At 72.2% G+C, this 20,251-nt stretch carries 19 protein-coding genes; 10 read left to right on the top strand and 9 right to left on the bottom strand.

Annotated elements, in window-relative coordinates:
• Positions 1 to 216 precede the first annotated feature (216 nt).
• Both hemG and hemQ read left to right on the top strand, forming a co-directional pair.
• A complete protein-coding gene (hemG, locus tag B0I32_RS01245; protein ID WP_106234183.1) occupies positions 217 to 1,620 on the top strand; it encodes a protoporphyrinogen oxidase in 1,404 nt (467 codons plus the stop codon).
• 5 nt (positions 1,621 to 1,625) lie between these two features.
• On the top strand, positions 1,626 to 2,327 hold the full coding sequence (gene hemQ, locus B0I32_RS01250; RefSeq protein WP_106234185.1) for a hydrogen peroxide-dependent heme synthase: 702 nt from the start codon (positions 1,626 to 1,628) through the stop codon (positions 2,325 to 2,327).
• A gap of 19 nt (positions 2,328 to 2,346) precedes the next feature.
• On the opposite strand, the gene B0I32_RS01255 is transcribed toward hemQ, so the two are convergent.
• The 3 genes from B0I32_RS01255 to B0I32_RS01265 are packed head-to-tail and all read right to left on the bottom strand — an operon-like array spanning position 2,347 to position 5,571.
• Positions 2,347 to 3,489, bottom strand: coding sequence for an ABC transporter permease (locus B0I32_RS01255; protein ID WP_106234187.1), 1,143 nt, complete (start codon positions 3,487 to 3,489; stop codon positions 2,347 to 2,349).
• Positions 3,486 to 4,631: an ABC transporter permease gene (locus B0I32_RS01260; RefSeq protein WP_106234188.1), complete on the bottom strand. Its 1,146-nt coding sequence runs from the start codon at positions 4,629 to 4,631 to the stop codon at positions 3,486 to 3,488. The genes B0I32_RS01255 and B0I32_RS01260 overlap by 4 nt, the downstream gene beginning before the upstream one ends.
• Position 4,632: 1 nt before the next feature.
• On the bottom strand, positions 4,633 to 5,571 hold the full coding sequence (locus B0I32_RS01265) for an ABC transporter ATP-binding protein (protein ID WP_245955451.1): 939 nt from the start codon (positions 5,569 to 5,571) through the stop codon (positions 4,633 to 4,635).
• Between the two features lie 641 nt (positions 5,572 to 6,212).
• On the opposite strand from B0I32_RS01265, the gene B0I32_RS01270 reads away from it, so the two are divergent.
• Positions 6,213 to 6,620, top strand: a complete 408-nt coding sequence (locus tag B0I32_RS01270; protein WP_146177997.1) for a hypothetical protein — start codon at positions 6,213 to 6,215, stop codon at positions 6,618 to 6,620.
• Between the two features lie 238 nt (positions 6,621 to 6,858).
• Here B0I32_RS01270 and msrB read toward each other — a convergent pair whose 3' ends face one another.
• Positions 6,859 to 7,260 carry a peptide-methionine (R)-S-oxide reductase MsrB gene (gene msrB / locus B0I32_RS01275; protein WP_106234192.1) on the bottom strand — a complete coding sequence of 134 codons (402 nt, stop codon included), beginning with the start codon at positions 7,258 to 7,260 and terminating at the stop codon, positions 6,859 to 6,861.
• 376 nt (positions 7,261 to 7,636) lie between these two features.
• Here msrB and ligD point away from each other — a divergent pair, with 376 nt between their 5' ends.
• Positions 7,637 to 8,638: a non-homologous end-joining DNA ligase gene (gene ligD / locus B0I32_RS01280; protein WP_106234193.1), complete on the top strand. Its 1,002-nt coding sequence runs from the start codon at positions 7,637 to 7,639 to the stop codon at positions 8,636 to 8,638.
• 17 nt (positions 8,639 to 8,655) lie between these two features.
• Here the strand turns inward: ligD and B0I32_RS01285 are convergent, their stop codons facing one another.
• Positions 8,656 to 9,468: an MBL fold metallo-hydrolase gene (locus B0I32_RS01285; protein ID WP_106234195.1), complete on the bottom strand. Its 813-nt coding sequence runs from the start codon at positions 9,466 to 9,468 to the stop codon at positions 8,656 to 8,658.
• A gap of 163 nt (positions 9,469 to 9,631) precedes the next feature.
• On the opposite strand from B0I32_RS01285, the gene B0I32_RS01290 reads away from it, so the two are divergent.
• From B0I32_RS01290 to B0I32_RS01300, 3 genes are all read left to right on the top strand, one after another.
• A complete protein-coding gene (locus B0I32_RS01290; protein ID WP_146177998.1) occupies positions 9,632 to 10,177 on the top strand; it encodes a hypothetical protein in 546 nt (181 codons plus the stop codon).
• A 187-nt stretch (positions 10,178 to 10,364) separates the two neighbouring features.
• Positions 10,365 to 11,213 carry an MBL fold metallo-hydrolase gene (locus tag B0I32_RS01295; RefSeq protein WP_106234198.1) on the top strand — a complete coding sequence of 283 codons (849 nt, stop codon included), beginning with the start codon at positions 10,365 to 10,367 and terminating at the stop codon, positions 11,211 to 11,213.
• Between the two features lie 46 nt (positions 11,214 to 11,259).
• Entirely contained in the window at positions 11,260 to 11,985 is a 726-nt protein-coding gene (locus B0I32_RS01300; protein WP_146177999.1) for a class F sortase, read from the top strand.
• Here B0I32_RS01300 and B0I32_RS01305 read toward each other — a convergent pair whose 3' ends face one another.
• Positions 11,986 to 14,253 (bottom strand): acyl-CoA dehydrogenase family protein, encoded by a 2,268-nt coding sequence (locus B0I32_RS01305; protein ID WP_106234201.1) that lies wholly within the window; start codon positions 14,251 to 14,253, stop codon positions 11,986 to 11,988.
• Between the two features lie 329 nt (positions 14,254 to 14,582).
• Here B0I32_RS01305 and B0I32_RS01310 point away from each other — a divergent pair, with 329 nt between their 5' ends.
• Complete coding sequence (locus B0I32_RS01310) at positions 14,583 to 14,930, top strand: RNHCP domain-containing protein (protein WP_245955453.1); 348 nt, start codon at positions 14,583 to 14,585, stop codon at positions 14,928 to 14,930.
• 1 nt (position 14,931) lies between these two features.
• Positions 14,932 to 15,324, top strand: a complete 393-nt coding sequence (locus B0I32_RS01315) for an RNHCP domain-containing protein (protein ID WP_106234205.1) — start codon at positions 14,932 to 14,934, stop codon at positions 15,322 to 15,324.
• 120 nt (positions 15,325 to 15,444) lie between these two features.
• Here the strand turns inward: B0I32_RS01315 and B0I32_RS01320 are convergent, their stop codons facing one another.
• Together B0I32_RS01320 and B0I32_RS01325 are read right to left on the bottom strand one after the other, a co-directional pair.
• Positions 15,445 to 16,320, bottom strand: coding sequence for a tetratricopeptide repeat protein (locus B0I32_RS01320; RefSeq protein WP_106234207.1), 876 nt, complete (start codon positions 16,318 to 16,320; stop codon positions 15,445 to 15,447).
• Between the two features lie 19 nt (positions 16,321 to 16,339).
• Positions 16,340 to 17,773, bottom strand: coding sequence for an aldehyde dehydrogenase family protein (locus B0I32_RS01325; protein WP_245955455.1), 1,434 nt, complete (start codon positions 17,771 to 17,773; stop codon positions 16,340 to 16,342).
• Positions 17,774 to 17,902: 129 nt separating this feature from the next.
• Here B0I32_RS01325 and B0I32_RS01330 point away from each other — a divergent pair, with 129 nt between their 5' ends.
• Positions 17,903 to 18,976, top strand: coding sequence for a class I SAM-dependent methyltransferase (locus B0I32_RS01330; protein ID WP_181306894.1), 1,074 nt, complete (start codon positions 17,903 to 17,905; stop codon positions 18,974 to 18,976).
• A gap of 139 nt (positions 18,977 to 19,115) precedes the next feature.
• On the opposite strand, the gene B0I32_RS01335 is transcribed toward B0I32_RS01330, so the two are convergent.
• Positions 19,116 to 20,048 (bottom strand): U32 family peptidase, encoded by a 933-nt coding sequence (locus B0I32_RS01335; RefSeq protein WP_106234210.1) that lies wholly within the window; start codon positions 20,046 to 20,048, stop codon positions 19,116 to 19,118.
• Positions 20,049 to 20,251 lie beyond the last annotated feature (203 nt).

Genomic DNA, 20,251 nt, shown 5'->3' on the forward strand with positions numbered 1-20,251 from the left:
CCGCTCCGGTCGCTGCGCTCCCTCCGCTCCTCCCAAGCGACGGCACTCCCTCGCGTTTGATTTGCCGCACTGCGTGCGGCGGGCTCGGTCGCCAGATGCCGTCGCTTTCCCCCCGCTCCGGTCGCTGCGCTCCCTCCGCTCCTCCCAAGCGACGGCACTCCCTCGCCACAGGCCCGAAGCGCTGAGCGTGGGGGTGAGGCGGTAGCGTCGGGAGGCGTGGATGGGAAACGGGCGCATGTGGTCGTCATCGGCGCGGGGATCTCCGGGCTGGCCGCCGCGTGGTATCTGCGCCAGGGTGCCGGCGACCGGATCCAGGTGACGGTCCTGGAGGGCTCCCCGCGCATCGGCGGCAAACTGTACGCCTCGGAGGTCGCCGGGGTGAGCGTCGACGCCGGCGCCGAAGCCATGCTGGCCCGGCGTCCCGAGGGGAAAGAGCTGGCCAGGGCGGTCGGGCTCGGTGACGACCTGGTGCTCCCTGGCACCACGCGCTCGGCCGTCTACACCAGGGGCACGCTCCGCTATCTGCCGAAGGGCCAGGTCATGGGCGTGCCGTCCGACCTGACCGAGCTGGCGAAGTCGGGCATCGTCTCGCCCGGCGGCCTGGTACGCGTGCCGCTCGACCAGATCCTGCCCGCGACCCTCGTCCGCACCGACGTGTCCGTGGCCGCCTACATCCGCGCCAGAATGGGCGCCGAGGTGGTCGACCGGCTGGTCGAGCCGCTGCTCGGCGGCGTCTACGCGGGCCGCGCCGACATGCTCTCGCTGGAGGCCACGATGCCGCGGGTGGCGGCGGTGGCCCGGTCCGAGCGCTCGCTGCTGACCGCGGCCAGGCAGCTCGTCGAGGAGGCGCCCAAGGACGCCGGTCCCGTCTTCACGTCGCTGAGGAACGGCGTCGGCACCCTGCCGGAGGCGGTCGCCAAGGCGTCGGAGGCCGAGGTCAGGACCGGGGTGACCGTACGCGAGCTGCACAGGACCGAGACCGGCTGGCGGCTGGTGACGGGTCCGGTGCCGCGACCGGAGATCATCGAGGCCGACGCGGTGATCGTGGCCACGCCGGGGCCCGCGGCGGCCAGGCTGCTCAAGGCCGAGGCGCCGAAGGCGTCGTCCGAGCTGGCCCGCATCCAGTACGCGAGCATGGCCGTGGTGACGCTGGCCTACCCCGTGGACGCCTTCCCCGAGCCGCCCGCGAGCAGCGGCTACCTGGTCCCGCCGGTGGAGCGGCGGCCGGTCAAGGCGGTCACGTTCAGCTCGGTGAAGTGGCCTCATCTGGCCAAGGACCTGGTGCTCCTGCGCTGCTCGATCGGCCGGGTCGGCGAGGAGCACCTGCTCCAGCGCGAGGACACGGAGCTGGTCTCCCTGGCCACGGCCGAGATGGCCGACGTGATGGGGGTGCGCGGCCTGCCCCTCGACAGCAGGGTGACGCGCTGGGGCGGCGGGCTGCCGCAGTACAACGTGGGCCACCTCGACCGGGTGGCCAGGGTGCGCGCCGCGGTGGCCGTGCAGCCGGGGCTGGCCGTGTGCGGCGCCGCCTACGACGGCATCGGCATCCCCGCGTGCATCGGCACCGCGCGTACGGCCGCCGCCCGGATTCTGGACCACCTGGCCGGCGGAGGAGAATAGGAGCCATGACAGAGGGCGCTCCGCGGCCGAAGGCCCGCGATCTCAACCAGGTGATCCGTTACACGATGTGGTCGGTCTTCCAGATGACCGAGCCGTGTCCAGGCAACCGCGACAACCTCGCGGCGGAGGTCCAGGAGCTGCTCGACCAGGCCGCCGGCAAGGACGTCGTGACCAGGGGGGTCTACGACGTGGCCGGCTTCAGGGCCGACGCCGACTTCATGTTCTGGTGGCACGCGCCCACGCCCGAGGACCTCCAGGACGTCTACTCCAGGTTCCGGCGCACGGAGCTGGGCCGGCGCACCAGGCCCGCCTGGTCGGCGATGGCGCTGCACCGGCCGGCCGAGTTCAACAAGTCGCACGTCCCGGCCTTCCTCGCCGAGGAGGAGCCGCGCGCCTACGTGAGCGTCTACCCGTTCGTCCGCTCCTACGAGTGGTATCTGCTGGAGGACTCCGAGCGCCGGGCGATGCTGGCCGAGCACGGCAGGATGGCGCGCGACTACCCCGACGTGCGGGCCAACACGGTGGCCTGCTTCTCGCTCAACGACTACGAGTGGATGCTCGCGTTCGAGGCCGACGAGCTGCACCGGATCGTCGACCTCATGCGTACGCTGCGGGCGGCCCAGGCGCGCCGGCACACCCGCGTGGAGATCCCGTTCTACACCGGCGCCCGCAAGCCGGTGCAGGAGCTCGTCGCCGCCCTGCCCTGACGAGCCGCCTCGGCGGGGTCTACCGGGTCAGCGCGGCGCGCAGCCGCCACGTGCCGAGCGCGAACAGGGCGGCCGCGTATCCGGCCAGCACGCCGAGCTGCGGCAGGATGGTGGCGATCGTGCCGTTCCGGCCCAGCAGCTCGGCGAAGCCGTCCATGGCCCAGGCGTGCGGGGTGAGGTGCGCGACCTGCCGCATCGTGGCGGGCAGCAGGTCGAGCGGCACCATGGCGCCGCCGATCGCGCCCAGCCCCAGGCCGAGCAGCAGGCCGAGGGAGAGCGCCTGCTGCTCGGTGCGCATCGCCGCCCCGAGCAGCATCCCGGCCCCGCCGCCGACCAGCGAGAACGCCAGCAGCAACGCCGCCGCGCCGAGCGGGTCGCCCCAGCGCACGCCGAAGATCAGCGCCGAGCCGAGCATGATGATCAGCCCTTGGGCCAGCGCCACGGCCACCCGCCCGGCGGCCTCGCCGAGCAGGATCCGGCCGCCGGGCATCGGTGTGGCGTACATCCGCCGCGAGACGCCGTACCTCCGCGTCTCGATCAGCGCCGTCGCGCCGGTCAGTGAGGTGAGGAACGTGAACAGCAGCAGTTGCGTGCTGGCGGCGGCGACGAATCCGTCATCGGTACGGGAGCCGCTCCCGGCGCGGGCGCCGATCGTGGCGTACGACACCGTGACGCCCGGCACCTGGACCGCCTGCGCCCTGGCCAGGCGCTGGTCGAAGGAGCCGTCGCCGGCGTACGCGGCGGCCCTGGCGGGCATCGCGACCTGCTGCACCACCGACCGTACGGCGGCGCCGAGCTGCAGCGAGGAGGGCTCGTTCCGGCTCAGGAGCGGCAGCGCGACCCGGCTCCGGCCCGACATGGCGCCCTCGTAGCCTTCCGGGACGATCAGCGCCGCGGCGAGCCGCCCGCGCTCCACCAGCTCGCGGGCCTCGGCGTCGTCGCCGACCCGGACGACCTCCATCCGCCCGGTTCGCTCCAGCGCGGCCACCAGCTCGCCGGCCCGCGCGCCCGCACCGCCCGCGACGCCCAGCTTGGGCACGAAGCCCGAGCCGAACGACAGGCCCAGCACCATGATCAGCACCATGGGGAAGACGATCACGAAGAAGATGTTGGCGCGGGCCCGGAACAGCCTGACCAGGTTCACCCAGGCGATGGCGATCATGCTCGCAACATCCTTCCCAGCCTGGTCAGCGCGATCGCCGTGGTCACCGCGGCGAATCCCAGCAGCGCCAGCGTCGGCACCGGCGCCAGCACGGGCGCGTGCTCGCCGTGCAGGTCGGCCAGCCCCTGGAGGAACCACCGGTGCGGGGTGAGCAGGCTCAGCGTCACGAACACCTCGCCCATCTGCTGGAACGGGATGAAGACGCCGCCCAGCACGCCCAGCAGCACCGCGACCACGGCCTGCCCGTTCTGCGCCTGATCGGTGCTCCTGGCCACGGTCGCGACCAGGGCCATCACGCCGGTCGCCGCCAGCACGCCCGCCACGACGAGCAGCCCCACCCCGAGCGGGTGGCCCCAGCGGGCGCCCAGCAGCAGCGACGAGGCGATGACCAGCACGGTCATGCTCATCACGCCGACGACGACGCCGCTCAGCAGCTTGCCGAAGGCGATCGTGGCGCGGGGGACGGGCGCGGCCAGCAGCCGGGCGAGGGTGCCGTCGCGGCGTTCGTCCAGGATCGAGCTGAACCCGAACTGCACGGTGAAGAACAGGAAGAACACCGCGATTCCGGCCGAGAAGCTCTCCGCCAGCGACAACTGGCGGCGCTCGGCCGTCAGGTCCTCCAGCGTGACGGGCGCGGGCACGGCGGCGGCCTCCTGCGGGGAGCCGCCGCCCCTGACCGCCAGCGCCACCTGCACGTACCGGACCTCGGCCGCGAACGCGTCCGCCACCGAGCGGGCCACGAACGAGCCGATCGGCGCGTTCGCGTCCCCGATCACCCGCAGCGTGGCCGGCCGCCCGCTGAGCACGGCCCGGCTGAACCCGGCCGGGATGACGTAGGCGGCGCGGGCCTGGCCGCGCGCGATCAGGTCGCGGGCCTCCTGTTCGGTCGCCGCCGTCCTGAGCCTGAGCACCCGCTGCCGCTCCAGCGGGGCCAGCACCTGTTCGGTGAACGTGCGCGCGATCTGCTCCCCGTCCTGGTCGGCCACCGCGAACGTGGCCGTCTCCTGCCGGTCGACGCCGCTGAAGACCACGCTGAAGATCGCCGCCAGCCCGAACGGCACCACGAGGGCCAGCAGGAACAGCGACCTGTCCCTGACCCGCTGGCGCAGGTCCTTGGCGGCGATGAGCAGCAGCGGCCCCATGTCAGTCCCGTAACGCCTTGCCGGTGAGGTGCAGGAAGACCGACTCCAGGTTCGGCTCGTGCACCTCCACCGCGCGGACGACCAGGCCGGCCTCGGTGGCCGCGGCCAGGACCCGGGGCAGCGCGCTGCGCGCGTCCGCCACCATCACGTCGAGCCGGCCCTCCTGGACGCCGACCTCGCGCACTTCGGGCAGGGCCTCCAGCTCCGGTACGGGTCGCGTCCCGTCGGCCGTCAGCGTGATCCGGTCCAGCTCGCCCACCAGGGCGACCAGCTCCCTCCGGGCGCCCTCGGCCCTGATCCGGCCCAGGTCGATGATGCCGATGCGGTCGCAGAGCCGCTCGGCCTCCTCCATGTAGTGCGTGGTGTACAGGACCGCGACGCCCTCGCCGGTCAGCGCGGCGACGCTCTCCAGGATCGCGTTGCGGCTCTGCGGATCGACACCGGCGGTGGGCTCGTCGAGGATCAGCAGGGGAGGGCGGTGCAGCAGGCCCACGCCGATGTTGAGCCGCCGCTTCATGCCGCCCGAATAGTCCTTGACCGGGTCTTTCGCGCGGTCGGTCAGGCCGACGACCTCCAGCACCTCCTCGATCCTGGTGCGGGCCTCGGCGCGGCCGAGCGCGTACAGGCGGGCGAAGAAGCGCAGGTTCTCGCGGGCGCTGAGGTCGGGGTAGAGGGCCAGGTCCTGGGGGACGTAGCCGATGCGGCGCTTGCCCCAGGCGCTGGAGGTGCCGTGGGGGCGGTCGCAGACGGACACGTCGCCGCCGTCGCGGGCCAGGATGCCGGCGATCATGGAGATCGTGGTGGTCTTGCCGGCGCCGTTGGGGCCGAGCAGGCCGTAGGTCTCGCCCGCCGTGATGGTGAAGCTGACGTCGTCCACGGCGACGAGATCACCGAACGTCTTCCGCAGATTGCGACATTTCAGGATCTCGTCCGTCGACACAATCGCAGTCTGGTGGGCCGGATCCGTACCCAGCAAGACCCATATTGGCGATCCCACGGAATTGATCTATCCCCTTTGTCACAATCAGGGGAAATCTCTTGGTCGCTGGACATGCGCGGGGTGGCACGTTCCAACGGGAACCGGAGGACGGGGTGGCGGAGCCGGCAAGACGAGAACGACGACCGGCCGGTCGGCACGCGGCGGGCCGTCATGTGCGGGCGCGGCGGACGCATCGGGCGCGAGGTCGTGGCCGGGGGCGGCTGCGGCTGGTGGCGGGGGTGCTGGTGCTGGTGGGTGGGGTCGCGGGGCTGCTCGGAGTGAACGGGGTGTTCTCCGGTGCGTCAGGCGGAGGGGGTGGTGGGGTGCCCGTGGCCTCCGGTTCCGGGGACGGGTCGTCTGGGGCGGTGACGCGGGAACGTGCGGCGTCGGGCGGGGGTGACGGTGCGACGGGCGGAGGTGGCACGCCCACGACGGGCGGCGGTGGGGGATCACCAGGGGAGCCCGGCAGGGGTGTGGCGAGTGCGGGGGCCGAGACGCGGCAGGCGCCCAGGTCCCAGGCGCCCACCGTGCAGTCGGGGCCGGTTCAGGGAGGCACTGGGCAGGACGGCGCCACGAGAGAGGGCGGGGCCGCTGAGCCGGGGATGGTCGCGGGGACCACGACGGCGGACGACGTTCTGGCCGGAGGGCCGGACCCCGCCGACGGGGAGGGTTACAAGGCCGACGGGCCGTCCCGGCATACCGATCAGGAGGCGGCGCGGTATTTCCGGGCCAACTGGGGGCCGGGCGACAAGGCGATGAAACGCCTCAGAGACATTCGCACAGTCGGCGGATATTTGCGCATTTATACGGATCTGCCGGAAACCGCGGACAATTCGCTGACCGCGATCACTTTGTGTGAGCGCGGCCTGGCCTACATGCACGAGCGCGGGGTGGCCGACCCGGTCGTGTTCGTCCAGGCGGAGTTCGGCGGAAACGGCAACCCGGTGCTCGCCAACATCCTGGGCCGCTCCGACCGCAGCTGCCGCGTCACCCACCCCGCGCCGGGATGACCGGTCGGCGGAATCGTCACCGGGCCGGCACCGAGGTCATCTGGGCCGCCGCGTTCGTCCTCCCGGCGCCGAGGGACCGGTCAGCGCACGCGGACGCGGGTTTTCGAGCACACGTCACACCGCTGGGTGACGATCCGACCGATGGTCTCGATCGTCACCCAGCGGTGGCGAAGATGTACAAACCGCACGCGGCACTCGTACCCGGGAGAGACGATCGATACGCGCTGTCGCTACGTGATCACTGTTTGGGTTCGAGGCGGAGCGACACGGAGTTGATGCAGTAGCGGTCGTCCGTCGGCGTCGGGTAACCCTCGCCGTGGAAGACGTGCCCCAGATGCGAGTCGCAGCGCGCGCACCGCACCTCGGTGCGCACCATGCCGAGACTGCGGTCCTCGATCAGCCGCACCGACTCGGATTCGGACGGCTCGAAGAAACTCGGCCAGCCGCAGTGCGACTCGAACTTCGTGTCCGATCGGAACAACTCGGCACCGCAGGCGCGGCACGAGTAGACCCCCTCGGTCTTGGTGTCGACGTACTCCCCCGTGAACGGGCGCTCGGTCCCGGCCTCCCTGAGGACGTGGAACTCCTCGGGCGACAGTTCGGACCGCCACTCGGCCTCGCTCTTGACCACCTTGTCCATGAGTTCAGGATACGAGATCGGGCAAAAAGAGATCTCCAGAGGGTGAAGCATCCGTTCTGGGGCGAATTCGCGTCTTTGTAGGCATGGGGGTGTCATCGCCTCCTGTGAAGGGGTGAGATCGTCCGCAGATCCCGCCGAGCGGCACAGCCCACGCCCGTGCTGGCGCCGCTGGGGATCGGAACGGCCGGCCGGGTGGCGCGCCAGCGCCCGGAACGGCGGCGGACGCTCTCAGCGGCCCGTCCCGTCGAGCCCCCGGTCCCGCCACTGAGGCGGCTCCGGGACGGGCCCACCCCGCAGACCTGGGACGGGCTCACCCCGCGGACCCGGCGGCCGTTCTTCACGGAGCGGAGGGCGTGGGCAGGGTAGGTTCGGTGGCATGGCATCGCCGTACATAGAGCTCGAGGTGGGGGAGAGGACCGTCAAGGTCACCAATCCCGACAAGGTCTACTTTCCTGAGATCGGCGCGACCAAGCGGGAACTGGTCGAGTACTACGTGAGCGTCGGCGAGGGGGCCCTGCGGGCGCTCAAGGACCGGCCCACCAACATCAAGCGCCACCCCGACGGCGTGCAGACCGAGGCGATCTACCAGAAGCGGATGCCTCCCAAGCATCCCGACTGGCTCCAGTCCGTGACCGTGACCTTCCCCAGCGGCCGTACGGCACAGTCCCTGCGGGTCACCGAGGTGGCGGCCATCGCCTACTGCGCCAACCTCGGCACCATCGACTTCCACCCGTGGCAGGTGCGCGCGGCCGACGTCGAGCACCCCGACGAGCTGCGCGTCGACCTGGACCCGCAACCGGGCCTGGAGTTCGACGCGGCGCGCCGGGCGGCGTTCCTGACCAGGGACGTGCTCGACGAGCTGGGCATCACCGGGTTCGTGAAGACCTCGGGCAACCGCGGCGTGCACATCGCCGTGCGGATCGAGCCGCGCTGGGACTTCGTCCAGGTACGCCACGCCGGCATCGCCCTGGCCAGGGCCGTCGAGGCGCGTGACCCGAGCCTGGTCACCACGGCGTGGTGGAAGGAGGAGCGCGGCGAGCGGGTGTTCATCGACTTCAACCAGAACGCCAGGGACCGTACGGTGGCCAGCGCCTACTCGGTCAGGGCGCAGCCGCACGCCCCCGTCTCGACCCCGCTGACCTGGGAGGAGCTGGAGGACGCCGACCCGCGCGACTTCGACCTGCGCACGGTGCCGGCCCGCTTCGCGAAGGTGGGCGACGTGCACGCGGCCATCGACGATCAGGCGTACTCGATCGAGCGTCTCCTGGAACTGTACGCCGAGGACGATCGCGGCGACATGCCCTATCCGCCGAACTATCCGAAGATGCCGGGGGAGCCGAAGCGGGTGCAGCCCAGCAAGGCCCGGTCCGACACCTGAGAGACGGGCGGCGGGGCTCAGCGGCGGAGGAGGTGGTGGGGCGCGAGTTCGCGCGTCTCACCTCGTTCCAGGTAGACGACCCGGTCCGCCAGCCCGGCCTGCTCGATGTGGTGCTTGAAGTCGTCCAGCGGCGAGCTGAAGACGGTGTAGTCGTCGTAGTGGACCGGGACGACCGCGTGCGGGTGGATCAGGCCGACCCAGGCGGCCCCCTGCGCGCCGTCCATGGTCACCAGCATGGTGCCGAGCAGTTTGGTGCCGCCCAGGTGGACGAGGGCCAGGTCGATGTCGGGGAAGCGGCGCGGGATGGCGTCGAGCCGCCGGTCGAGCAGGGTGTCGCCGCTGATGTGCAGGCGCAGCTCGACCCGTTCGTCCTGGTTGCAGAACTCCAGCATCGTGCCGATCACGGGCGGCAGCAGCGCCTCTGCGGGGCCGGGCGCGTGCTTGGCCGGCAGCGCCGTGATCCGTACGGTGCCGCCCGGGCCGCGCAGCACGTGCTGCTGCCACGGGCGCAGTCCCACGCTGCGGCGGAAGCCGCGGCGGCGCAGCCGGCGGGCGGCCGCCGTGGTCGTGATGACCGGCGTCTCCTTGGGCAGGTTTCTGTGCGTCACCCGGTCCCAGTGGTCGCCGTGCAGGTGGGACAGCAGGACGGCGTCGATCGTCGGCAGGTCCTCGATCCGCACGGCCGGGTCGAGGAGGCGGCGTGAGCTGAGGCCGTGACCCAGGTACGCCCGCTGGCCACGGTGCAGGAAATTGGGATCCGTCAGCAGCGTGAGCCCGTTGTAGCGGATCAGCGTGGTCGCGTTGCCGATGAACTGCAAACTCCCTGTCACGGCTTTTGCCCCCTTTGTCGGGGTTCCTCTGCCACGATCTGCCGCCGCCAAACACTCCGTGTCCGGCTGGTTTCACTTCGGTCACATTACTTGACTGGCGGTCTAATAATTCGCCAGGCTCTCATGTGCATCGGGGGGCGACAACCGAGTCTGGAGCCTTCTCATGGCAAGAGCGCGACGTCTCGCAGCGGCTGGAGCGGCGACCGCCTTCGCGGTCGCGGGAGTGAGCCTCGCGGCGGGTCTGGGCACAGCCTCCGCTGCCTCCGTTCCCAGTGCCTCCTCCGTCTCTGGAGCCTCCGTCTCCAGGGCCTCCGACTCCGACGATCCAGGCCATCGGGTGCCCGGCACGGAGGCGCTCTGTCTGCTTCCGCTGCCGCTGCTCTGCGACGAGCCGACCGGCGCGCCGGGCTCCCCTCAGGACCACCCCACGGACGCCGGGTCGAGCGATCCGCACCACGAGGAGTCCTGGTCGGAGCCGCCCACGCGGGAGGGCTCCGAGCCGGGCACGCGGGAGACCGGGCGGCCGTGGCGGCCGGCGGGCGAGGACGAGCACAGGGTGCCCAGGGGTCATCCCGAGACGGGCGGGGGCGCGCTCGCCGCGAGCGGGCCGGTGTGGCCGTTCGCCGTGGGCGGCGCGGCCCTCCTGGCCGGCGCCGGCCTGGCCGGCCTCGCCGCCCGCCGCACGAGACGGCCCGCGGCACCCGAATAGCGCGGTGTCCTGATGGCGCGGCTCAGGCCTGGTGCGGACGGCGCGGCGCGCTCCGGTCGCGGCTCATTCGCCTCGCTCCTCCGCCTTGCCATCCGTCGCCGCCGATCACTACGGTCTCGGCAGCGGAGCGGTCGCCGTCCACAAGGGGTGGTAGAGCGGTTGCCGTTCACCAGGGGAAGGAGCCTCCGTGCTGAGGCAGGTCGCAGCGGGTGTGCTGGTGCACACGAGCGAGTTCGTCCAGACCAACGGGGTCGTCGTGCACGGCCGGGACGGTGTGCTGCTCATCGACCCCGGCATCCAGCACCACGAGCTGGCCTGCCTCGCCGACGACCTGTCCGGCGCGGGGCGGAGCGTCGTGGCGGGCTTCGCGACGCATCCGGACTGGGATCACGTCCTCTGGCATTCCCGGCTCGGCCCGGCCCCTCGCTACGGCACGGCGCGCTGCGCGGAGACCGCACGCGAGCAGTTGTCCGGTCCTGAGGGCAAGGCCCTCGTCACCGACCACCTGCTCGAAACGGAGATCGCCGGGCAGGTCCCGACGGACCTGCTCGGTGACATCACCGCCCTGCCCGAGGGGACGGAGCAGGTGCCCTGGGACGGCCCCCGCACCCGGATCATCGAGCATCAGGCGCACGCCCCCGGCCACGCGGCGCTGCTCGTCGAGGAACGCGGCGTCCTCGTCGCCGGCGACATGCTGTCCGACGTCCTGGTCCCCATGCTCGACCTGGAAGGCGGGGCCGACCCGATCGAGGACTACCTGTCCGCGCTGCGGCTGCTGGAGGAGGCGGCGGACGACGTCGAGTTCGTCGTCCCCGGCCACGGATCGGTCGGCGGACCCGGTCAGGTGCGTGCGCGGATCGAGCTGGACCGGGCGTACGTGCTCGCCCTGCGCGAAGGCCGGGAGCCGAGCGACCCGCGGATCGGCCCGTCGGCCCGGCCCGGCTGGGAGTGGGTGGCCGACGTGCACGAAGGGCAACGCCGGCGCCTCGCCGTAAGACGCGAGCGCGACGGCGCCGACCGGACCGCCGGCGACTAACATGCCCCCGCCGCCGTTCCCGCCACCGGAGCCCGCCGGGCGCCGTGTGCCGAAAGCAGCGCCGACCGCCGGGCCGACCGCCGGGACGCGGGTCCGGCAGGCGGCGGGAGCTCGGCTGATCGCGGGTGTGGCGGCGGTGGTGTCGCTGGCCGGGGTGGCGCTGATCGGGCTGGGGATCGCCGGCGTGCTGGACGGCGGTACGGACCCCGCGCCGGCCGCCCGGCAGGACAAGGCCCCCGGACCGGCGGTGAGCGACCTGCCGATCGTGGACGTGCCGCTGTCGAAGGTGGCCGGGCCGATGCGGGCCGCCCGGCCCACCGCCGTCTACATCCCCTCCATCGGCGTGGCCGCGCCCCTCATGGAGCTGGGCCTGGACGCGCGGGGCGCCATCGAGAACCCGCCGTTCGACCCGCCCGACCTGGCCGGCTGGTACCGCTACGGCCCCGTCCCCGGCCAGCGCGGCGCCGCCGTGATCACCGGCCACCTGGACACGCGCTCGGGCCCGGCCGTCTTCGCCCGGCTCAAGGAGGTCAAGCGCGGCGACCAGGTGCAGGTGCTGCGCGCCGACCGCTCGGTGGCCGTCTTCGTCGTGGACAAGGTCGAGCACACCCCGAAGCGCACGTTCCCCGCCAAGAAGGTGTACGGCAAGCTCGCCTACCCAGGGCTGCGGCTGGTGACCTGCGGCGGCACGTTCGACCGGCGCGCGCACAGCTACGCGGACAACACGATCGTGTACGCCCACCTCGCGGCCCCGTACCGGCTCAAGGACTGATCACGGATCCCGCGGCAGGCCCAGGGCGCGTTCGGCGATGATGTTGAGCTGGACCTCCGTCGTGCCGCCGCCGATCGTGAACGCGCGGGTGGTGAGGATCATCCGGTTCCAGTGCGGGTCGGCGGGCGCGAGCGACCAGCAGAACTCCGAGATCTCCTGCGAGTGCCGCATGCCGAGCAGTTTTCGCACACTCGATGCGGTGCCTCGACTGCCCGCGCTCGACGACCGGGAACCTGACGGCTGGGCGTCCGACAACTGGGAGAGGGTCACGCGCAGGCCGAGCGCCGAGACGGCCTGCCCCTCGGCCCACAACCGGCCCGCGCGCTCGCGCTGCGCCGGCCGGAGCTCGGGCAGGCGGGCGATGAGCGCGGCCATGTCCTGGTGCCGCGATCCGGGGCCCCAGGAGTCGCCGAGCGCGACGCGTTCATGGGAGAGCGTGTCGCGGGCCACCCGCCAGCCGTCGTTCACCGCACCCACCACCAGGTCGTCCGGTACGAAGACGGCGTCGAGGAAGACCTCGTTGAAGATCTCGTCCCCGTTGATCTCCTTGAGGGGTTTGACGGTGACGCCGGGGGAGGCCATGTCCACCAGGAAGTAGGAGATGCCGTCGTGCTTGGGCCGGTCGGGCGAGGTACGGGCGAGGCAGATGCCCCAGTGCGCGTACTGCGCCAGGGACGTCCAGATCTTCTGGCCGGTCAGCGACCAGCCGCCCTCCACCCGTTCCGCCTTCGTCGACAGTCCCGCCAGGTCGGAGCCCGCGCCGGGCTCGCTGAAGAGCTGGCACCACACGATCTCGCCGGCGAACGTGCCGGGCAGGAAACGTTCCTGCTGCTCGCGGGTGCCGTACCGGACGATGGACGGGATCGCCCAGGCGGCGATGCCCAGGTTCGGGCGGCGCAGGTCGCGGAACTCCTGGTGGATGATCACCTGTTCGAGCGGCGAGGCGTCCCGGCCCCAGGGACGCGGAAGGTACGGCATCAGCCAGCCCTCGCGCGCGAACCGCCCGCGCCTGGCCGCCGGCTCCTCGGCGCGCAGCGACGCCGCCTCGGCCCTGACCCGGTCCCTGAGGGCGGCGGCCTCCTCCGGTAGATCCGGCTCCATCCGCCGCCGCACACCCGCCACCGCCAGCCGCGCCGTCTCCTCCGCCCACGGGCCGGGGTCGCCGGCGAGCATGCGGTCGGACAGCGCTCTGCGGTAGTAGCGGTGGGCGTCGTGCTCGAACGTGTACCCCATGCCGCCGAGCACCTGGATCGCGTCCGCCGCGCACCGGACCGCGGCATCGGGCGCGAGCACCGCCGCCACCGCCACGGCCAGCCGCGCCTCACCCCCCAGCCCGTCCTCCCGGCCACCGCCGGCGCTCCCGCCCGACCCGGCCGCGTCGCCGGCCGTGCCATCGCCCGCGTCGCCGTCCGTGCCATCGCCCGGCGCGCCGTCTGGGGTGTGGTCCGGGTCGCGGGTCTCGTCCAGGGCTCTGGCGGCGTCCCATACGGCGGCCCTGGCCTGTTCGAGTGCTACCAGGGCGTCGGCCACCCGGTGCTTGACGCCCTGGAACTGCCCGATCGGCCGCCCGAACTGCTCGCGGGTCCTGGCGTGCCCGGCCGCCGTCGCCACGGCCCACGCCGCCACGCCGCACGCGTCCGCGCCGAGCAGGACGGCCGCGAGCTCCCGTACCGGGACGTCGCCGAGCACCCGGCCGGCGGGCACGGTCCGCGCGGCGACGGAGCAGAGCGGCCGGTCCTGATCGACGCCGTCGGCGGGCTCGGCGGTGGCGTCGCCGCGATCGAGCACCGCCCACGCCCCGCCGCCGACCGGAACGAGGAACAGGTCGGCTTCCATCGATCCGAGTGCGAGAAGGCCCCGCCCGCCCGCGCCGGGCGCGGGTCCGGACGACTCGCCGTCCGTCCCGAGCGCGCGAACGCCCTGGGTGGTGGGTGGGCCGAGGGTTACGGCGGCGGTCAGCGTGCCGTCGGCGAGGCCGCTGATCAGGACCCGCGCGTCGCCGATCAGGGGACGCGCGCCGCCCGCCCAGGCCAGCGCCGCCGACGTCAGCACCGACGGCAGGTACGCCCCGCCGACCCGCTGCTCGGCCAGCGCCTCCAGTGCCACGCAGAGCTCCAGCAGGCCGTACCCCTGCCCGCCGCACTCCTCGTCCAGATGCAGCCCCAGCAGCCCCTGCCCGGCCAGAGCCGCGTGCCCGCGATCTCGCCCGGCCAGCCCGCGTACGGAGGCGGCCAGCTCGACATGCTCCTCGGTCAGCCCGATACCCATGGGCCGAATCTAGAACATCATTCCGCCCAGCTCCAGAAAAATGGCTGGCGACCGGGCATCGCGCCTCGTTACGCTCGCCGTGTCCGTTCAGTGGAGCTTCCGGGCAGTCACGCCCGCAGGGGAGGGGTCTATGCCCGGCACCGCGCCCAGCGCGCCTCGCCGTACCCACGGGCGGATCCCGACCCCGTAAGGCGTCACCACACCCGTCCGCCCATCCACCGGCGTGCCCCGCGAGGCCCGCTCGGGCGCTTCCTTGCTGCTTTTCGCGAACCTCTCGCGAATCTTCTCGAACTCTCTCGAAGATGACATTCCGGCAAGGAGTACCCAGGTTGTCCACCGACGGAAAACCTCGTTCGCTCGCGAACACCGAGACATTCCCGTGCGTACGCTGCGGCCTGACGGTCGCCGCGGTCGCACCCGACGGCGCCCGCCGCAACCACTGCCCGAGCTGCCTGCACTCGCTGCACCTGCGCGACGAGTGCAGATCACGCATGCTCCCGATCTCGATCGCCGTCCTGCGCACCGGCGAATGGATGGTCATCCATCGCTGCACCCGGTGCGGTGAGCTGACGTCCAACCCCATCTGCGGGGACGACAACCAGCTCATCCTCATGCGCATGGCCGTCAGGCCGCTGGCGCAGCCGCCGTTCCCGCTAGAGGCGTTCGGTGATCTGTGACATGCCCAGGAGGAACCCGGGCCGGGAACGGCCCCAGCGACGTAAAGAGCTCTTCCACGCGGACGCGTTCCGCTGCGTCGGGTGCCGGCTGGACGTGCCGATGCTCGCGCCCGGCACCGCGCACCGCAACCACTGCCCGAACTGCCTGACCAGCCTGCACGTCGATCACCGGATCCCGGGGGATCGGCGGGCGGAGTGCCGGGGCAGGATGACGGCGCTGAGCGTGTCCGTGCGCGGGGACGGCGAGTGGCTGATCATCCACTCCTGCCAGTCGTGCGGCGGGCTCAGCGCCAACCGGATCGCGGGCGACGACAACGCGCTGGCGCTGCTGCGCATCGCCATGCGTCCGCTGTCGGACACCCGCCTGCCGGTCAGCGCCCTGCTGGCCCTGTGATCCCGCCCCGCCGGAGCCGCGGTACGCCCGCGGCCCCGGCGGGTACGGGAATCCCTGCGAAAGCGGCCCGGGTCAGAAGCGGCCCGGGTCAGAAGCGGCCCGGGTCAGAAGCGGGCCGGGTCACTCCTCGGCTTCGAGGTGCAGGGCCCGGGTGAAGTCGGCCACCGCCTCCTCGTGCCGGTCCAGCTCCTGGAAGATCTCGCCCCGCACCCGGTACGCCCAGATGTAGTCGGGATCCAGCTCGATCGCGGCGTCGAGGTCCTTCAGCGCCGCCTCGTTGTCGCCCAGCTCGCTCAGCACCGCGCCCCGGCTCCCGAGCGCCCGGTCGTTGCCGGGCTCCAGCTCCAGCGCCCGGTTGAGGTCGGCGAGCGCCTCCTCGTAGCGGTCGGCCATGCGCAGCGCCTCGCCCCTGCGGCTCAGCGCCCGCACGTAGTCCGGGTCGGCCTCCAGGGCCTTGGTGTAGTCGTCGATCGCCTCCGGGTAGAAGTTCATCCGCTGGTAGAGGTCGCCGCGGGCGACCCATGAGTACGCCAGCTCCTCGTTCAACGCGATGATCTTGCCGTGCTCGGTCAGGGCCTCGTCCAGCCGGTCCAGGTCCACCAGGGCGTCCGCCTTCGCCTCCAGGATCCACAGGGAGTCGGGCGACAGGGTGAGCGCGTGCTCGAAGTCGGCCATCGCCTCCTCCAGGCGGCCCATGGCGGCGTAGGTCTGGCCGCGCGAGCCGAGGGCGTACGCGCTGTCCGGCTCCAGCTTCAGCGCCTCGTCGAAGTCGTCGAGCGCGGTGTCGTACCGTTCGATCACCCGATGGCTCTCCCCGCGCAGCCGCCAGGCCCTCGCGTTGTCCGGCACCAGCGCGATCGACTCGGTCAGATCCGCGATCGCGGCGTCGTGCCGTGACAGGGCGATGTACGATTCGGCCCGGCTGCGCAGCACCGATGCCCGGGACTGCGCGGCGGCTTCCGACAGCCCTGACGTGTCCTTGATCCCCTCGCTCATGAGGGGTAAATGTATCCGACTAGATCTGGATAATGGCTGCCTTTTCCCGGGTGTACTCCAGGACCGAATCGTGGCCGTACCCGCTGTCCTTGACCCCGCCGAACGGCAGCCCGGGAGGCATCTGGCGGAAGGTGTTCACCCACACCGTGCCGCTGCGCAGATCGCGGACGAACCGGTGGGCCCGGCCCAGGTCACGGGTCCAGACACCGGCCGCCAGCCCGTACGGGGAGTCGTTCGCGATCGCCAGCGCCTCCTCGTCGGTCGAGAACGGCAGCGCCACCGCCACCGGCCCGAAGATCTCCTCCTGGCACACCCGCAGCGCGTTGTCCTCGGCCGTGTAGAGCGTGGGCGCCACCCAGTAGCCGCCGGGCAGCGCCGGCACCACCTCGGCGCCGCTCCGCCCGCCGAAGACGAGCCGCGCGCCCTCCTTCTCGGCCAGTTCCAGGTACGACGTCACCCGCTCGTACTGCCCGGCCGACACGATCGGCCCCATCGTCGTCGCCAGGTCCAGCGGGTCGCCCAGGACCAGGTCCGCGCAGGCGCGCTCGATCCGGCCGAGCATCTCCGACCAGATCGAGCGGTGGATGAGGATGCGTGAGCCCGCCACGCACACCTGTCCGGCGTTGCCCGTGTAGACGGAGTTCACCGTGACGCCCAGGGTGGCGGCGTCCAGGTCGGCGTCGGGGAAGACGATGTTGGGGGACTTGCCGCCCAGCTCGAACGTCAGCGGCTTCAGCGCGTCGGCCGAGGCCCTGGTGATGGCCTGGCCGGTCTCGGTCGAGCCGGTGAGGCTGACCTTGTGCACGCCGCGGTGGCGGACGAGGGCGTCGCCGACCTCCTCGCCCAGGCCGCTGACGATGTTCAGCACGCCGGGCGGGAAGACGTCGGCGAGCAGCTCGCCCAGCCGCAGCACCGACGCGCTCGCCTGTTCGGCCGGCTTGACGATCACCGTGTTCCCGGCGGCCAGCGCGTACGCGGCCTTGGCCGAGAAGGTCGAGATGGGGGAGTTCCACGGGATGATGCAGACCGCCACCCCGTACGGCTCGCGCCGCGTCAGCCCGAGGGCGTCCGGCCCCAGGACGACCGTGTCGCCCTTGACCGCGTCGAGGCACTGCCCGGCGGCCAGCTGCCACAGGTACGCCATGCCCGGCAGGTCCCGCTTCAGCGTGTCGCGCAGGATCCGGCCGTTGTCGCGCGTCTCCAACTCGGCCAGCTCCTTGGCGTGCCGGCCGAACAGCTCCGAGACCTTGCGCAGGACGTGCGCCCTGGCCGCCGCGGGCAGTGCCGACCAGGCGGGGAAGGCGCGGGTGGCCGCGGCTACGGCCGCCTCGGCCTCGGCGGCCCCGCCGGCCGGGATGCGCGCCCAGGGCTCGCCGGTGGCGGGGTTGACGGTGTCCATCTGGCGTGCGGCGGGGACGAGCTCGCCGCCGATCAGGTTGCGGTAGTCAGGCACGCGACCAAGCATATGCTTGCTCGTTTCGAGGAGCCAGGCCGGAGAAAGCCTCAAAGATCACGTAAAGCGACCGAACGCGGACGCTTAGACGGGGACGGCTCGGGCACAACCGCACGAAGGGTGGTGGCGATGACCAACAGAATCCTGGCCAGACTGGCGTACGGCTCCCGTTACGACCGCGTCCCGTGGGAACAGCGGGTCTACGTGCGGCCGGGAGAGCGGCTCATCCGCGAGGCGCAGTGGCGCCGGCTGATCGCCCGCGCGCCGATCATGTCGCGCGCCGCCTACGAACGGCTGCGCCCGCTGGGCGAGATCGAGGAGTTCCTCGACTGCATGATGTGCGGGGAGTCGCGCCAGCAGCCGCTCTTCGAGCCGACCGGCGGCAAGGGCTGGCGCTACCACGTCGTCCGCTGCCCCTCCTGCGGCTTCCTCTACCGCAACCCCAACGTCCGGCCCGAACGCCTCGGCGACCTGTACTCCACCGGCTACAGCGCCTTCCTGACCGGCAAGTACGCCGCCAACCGGCAGCGCCGCTACGACCTGACCATGAAGGCGCTGGCGCCCGTGTTCGACGAGGGCAAGGAGCGGCGGCTGCTCGACTTCGGCTCGGGCGTCGGGCTCTTCCTCGAACTGGCCGAGCGGCGCGGCTTCGACGCCTGCGGCGTGGACCTGTCGCCCGAGTCGGTGGCCCAGGCCAACGAACGGCTGAGCCGGGCCCGCACCTACTTCGGCGCGCCGGGGGACGTGCCGGAGATCGCCGCCGGCGGGTTCGACGTGATCACGCTGTGGTCGGTGCTCGCGCACCTGCCCCGGCCGCTGGAGGACTTCCAGCTGTTCAGGAGTCTGCTGGGGCCCGGCGGGGTGCTGCTCGTCCTGACCGTGAACGCCCGCTCGCTGCTGCTCAAGGCGTACGGGTCGAAGTGGAGCGGCTTCACCAAGAACCACCTGATGTTCTACTCCTCGCAGACCGTACGCACGCTGCTGGCCCGCGCCGGGTTCGCCGGCGTCGCCTTCACCCACCACTACGGCGACACGGTCGAGGCCGGCACCACCAAACTGTCGCCCGCCCTCGCCGCCCGGCTGCGGCGCAGCGTGGAGGCGAGCGACGGCGGCAACATGATGCGCGTGCTGGCCTTCGCCGACGAGGAGGCCATCGGCCGCTGGGGCGGCGGCCCCCTCACGATCCACCGCCTGCACGACTGAGCCGGTCCAGGCCCCGGACCCGGCACGCCCAGGCCCCGGACCCGGCACGCCCGGGTCCGCGGTCGGGGACGGTTACGATCCCGGCACGCCGAGGCCGGAGACTCGCCTACGGTCCCGGCACGCCGAGGCCGGGACGCGTCTACAGCTCCGGCACCCCGAGGTCGGAGGTCTGGGACGGCTTGGCCAGCTCGGGATCGAGCTGCTCGATCAGCCGCTGCACCAGCGCCGCCCGCCGGACCCGCTCGCGGCCGAGCTCCTTCGGCACCACCCCGAGATGCCCGCCGGAGGGGTAGATGTTGGGCGCGTTACGCAGCCCCATCTTCAGGTAGACGGGAGCGGCGGCCCGGACGATCTCCACCGCCTCATAGAAGCGGACGAACCCACCCTGATCATCCGGCACCTCCAGATAGAGATCGATCGGCAACCGGGTCGCCGCGCGGATCTCGGCCAGGTGCGGCACGGTCAGGTCGGTGCCCACGTTGACCGTGGTCGCGCCGAGCCGCTCGTAGACGGCGGCGGTCGGCCCGTTCGTCAGCGGCATCAGCACGGACGTCTTCAGCACCAGGTTCGGCGGCAGTGTCCCGTCCGCCTTGAGCTCCCGCAGCACGTCCAGCGTGCCGAGATCGCCCACGAGCAGGCTGCGGATGCCCAGCGAGCAGGCCCGCAGCGCGTCCGCCAGGCAGGCCGCGACCATCGCGTTCCCGCGCGCCGCCGCGCCCACGGCCTGGGTGAGCTTGGCCTGGCCACCGGTGTCCCAGGCGGCCCTCGGCCCCAGGAACAGGTTGACCTCGATGCCCCGCTCGGCCCCGAGCCTGGCCATCCGCCCGATCTCGTCGTCGGTCAGCATCATCACGCCGCTGCCCTGCGAGGTCCTCGCGACCGGCACGCCGAGCCGGTCGGCCTCGGCGACCACGGCCTCCAGCACGTCCGGTCCCTCGACGCTGGGAATCTCGAACCGGTACGGAGCCCCGTCCGCGAACCGGGACGCTACCGGAACGGCGGGCGCCTGCGCGGGCACCACCGGGTGTCCCAGGCGCTCCATCAACGCGTGGAGCTCGGCCAGGGTGGTCATCAGAGAGCCTCCTCGTCATAGATCACGTCAGCGCGGCCGAGCATGGTGCGCCGGCCGGTGTCGTCCTCACCCCACCATCCCAGCTCCACCCCGCCCACCGACATGCGCACCACCCAGCTGCCATGCTTCGGTACACAATGGAGCAAACCCGACTTAAGTGAGGTGTCGGCCATCCGGGAGGCGGGCCAGCATTTCGCCACCGG

Source organism: Nonomuraea fuscirosea (assembly GCF_003001935.1).
Taxonomy (GTDB): Bacteria; Actinomycetota; Actinomycetes; order Streptosporangiales; family Streptosporangiaceae; genus Nonomuraea; species Nonomuraea fuscirosea.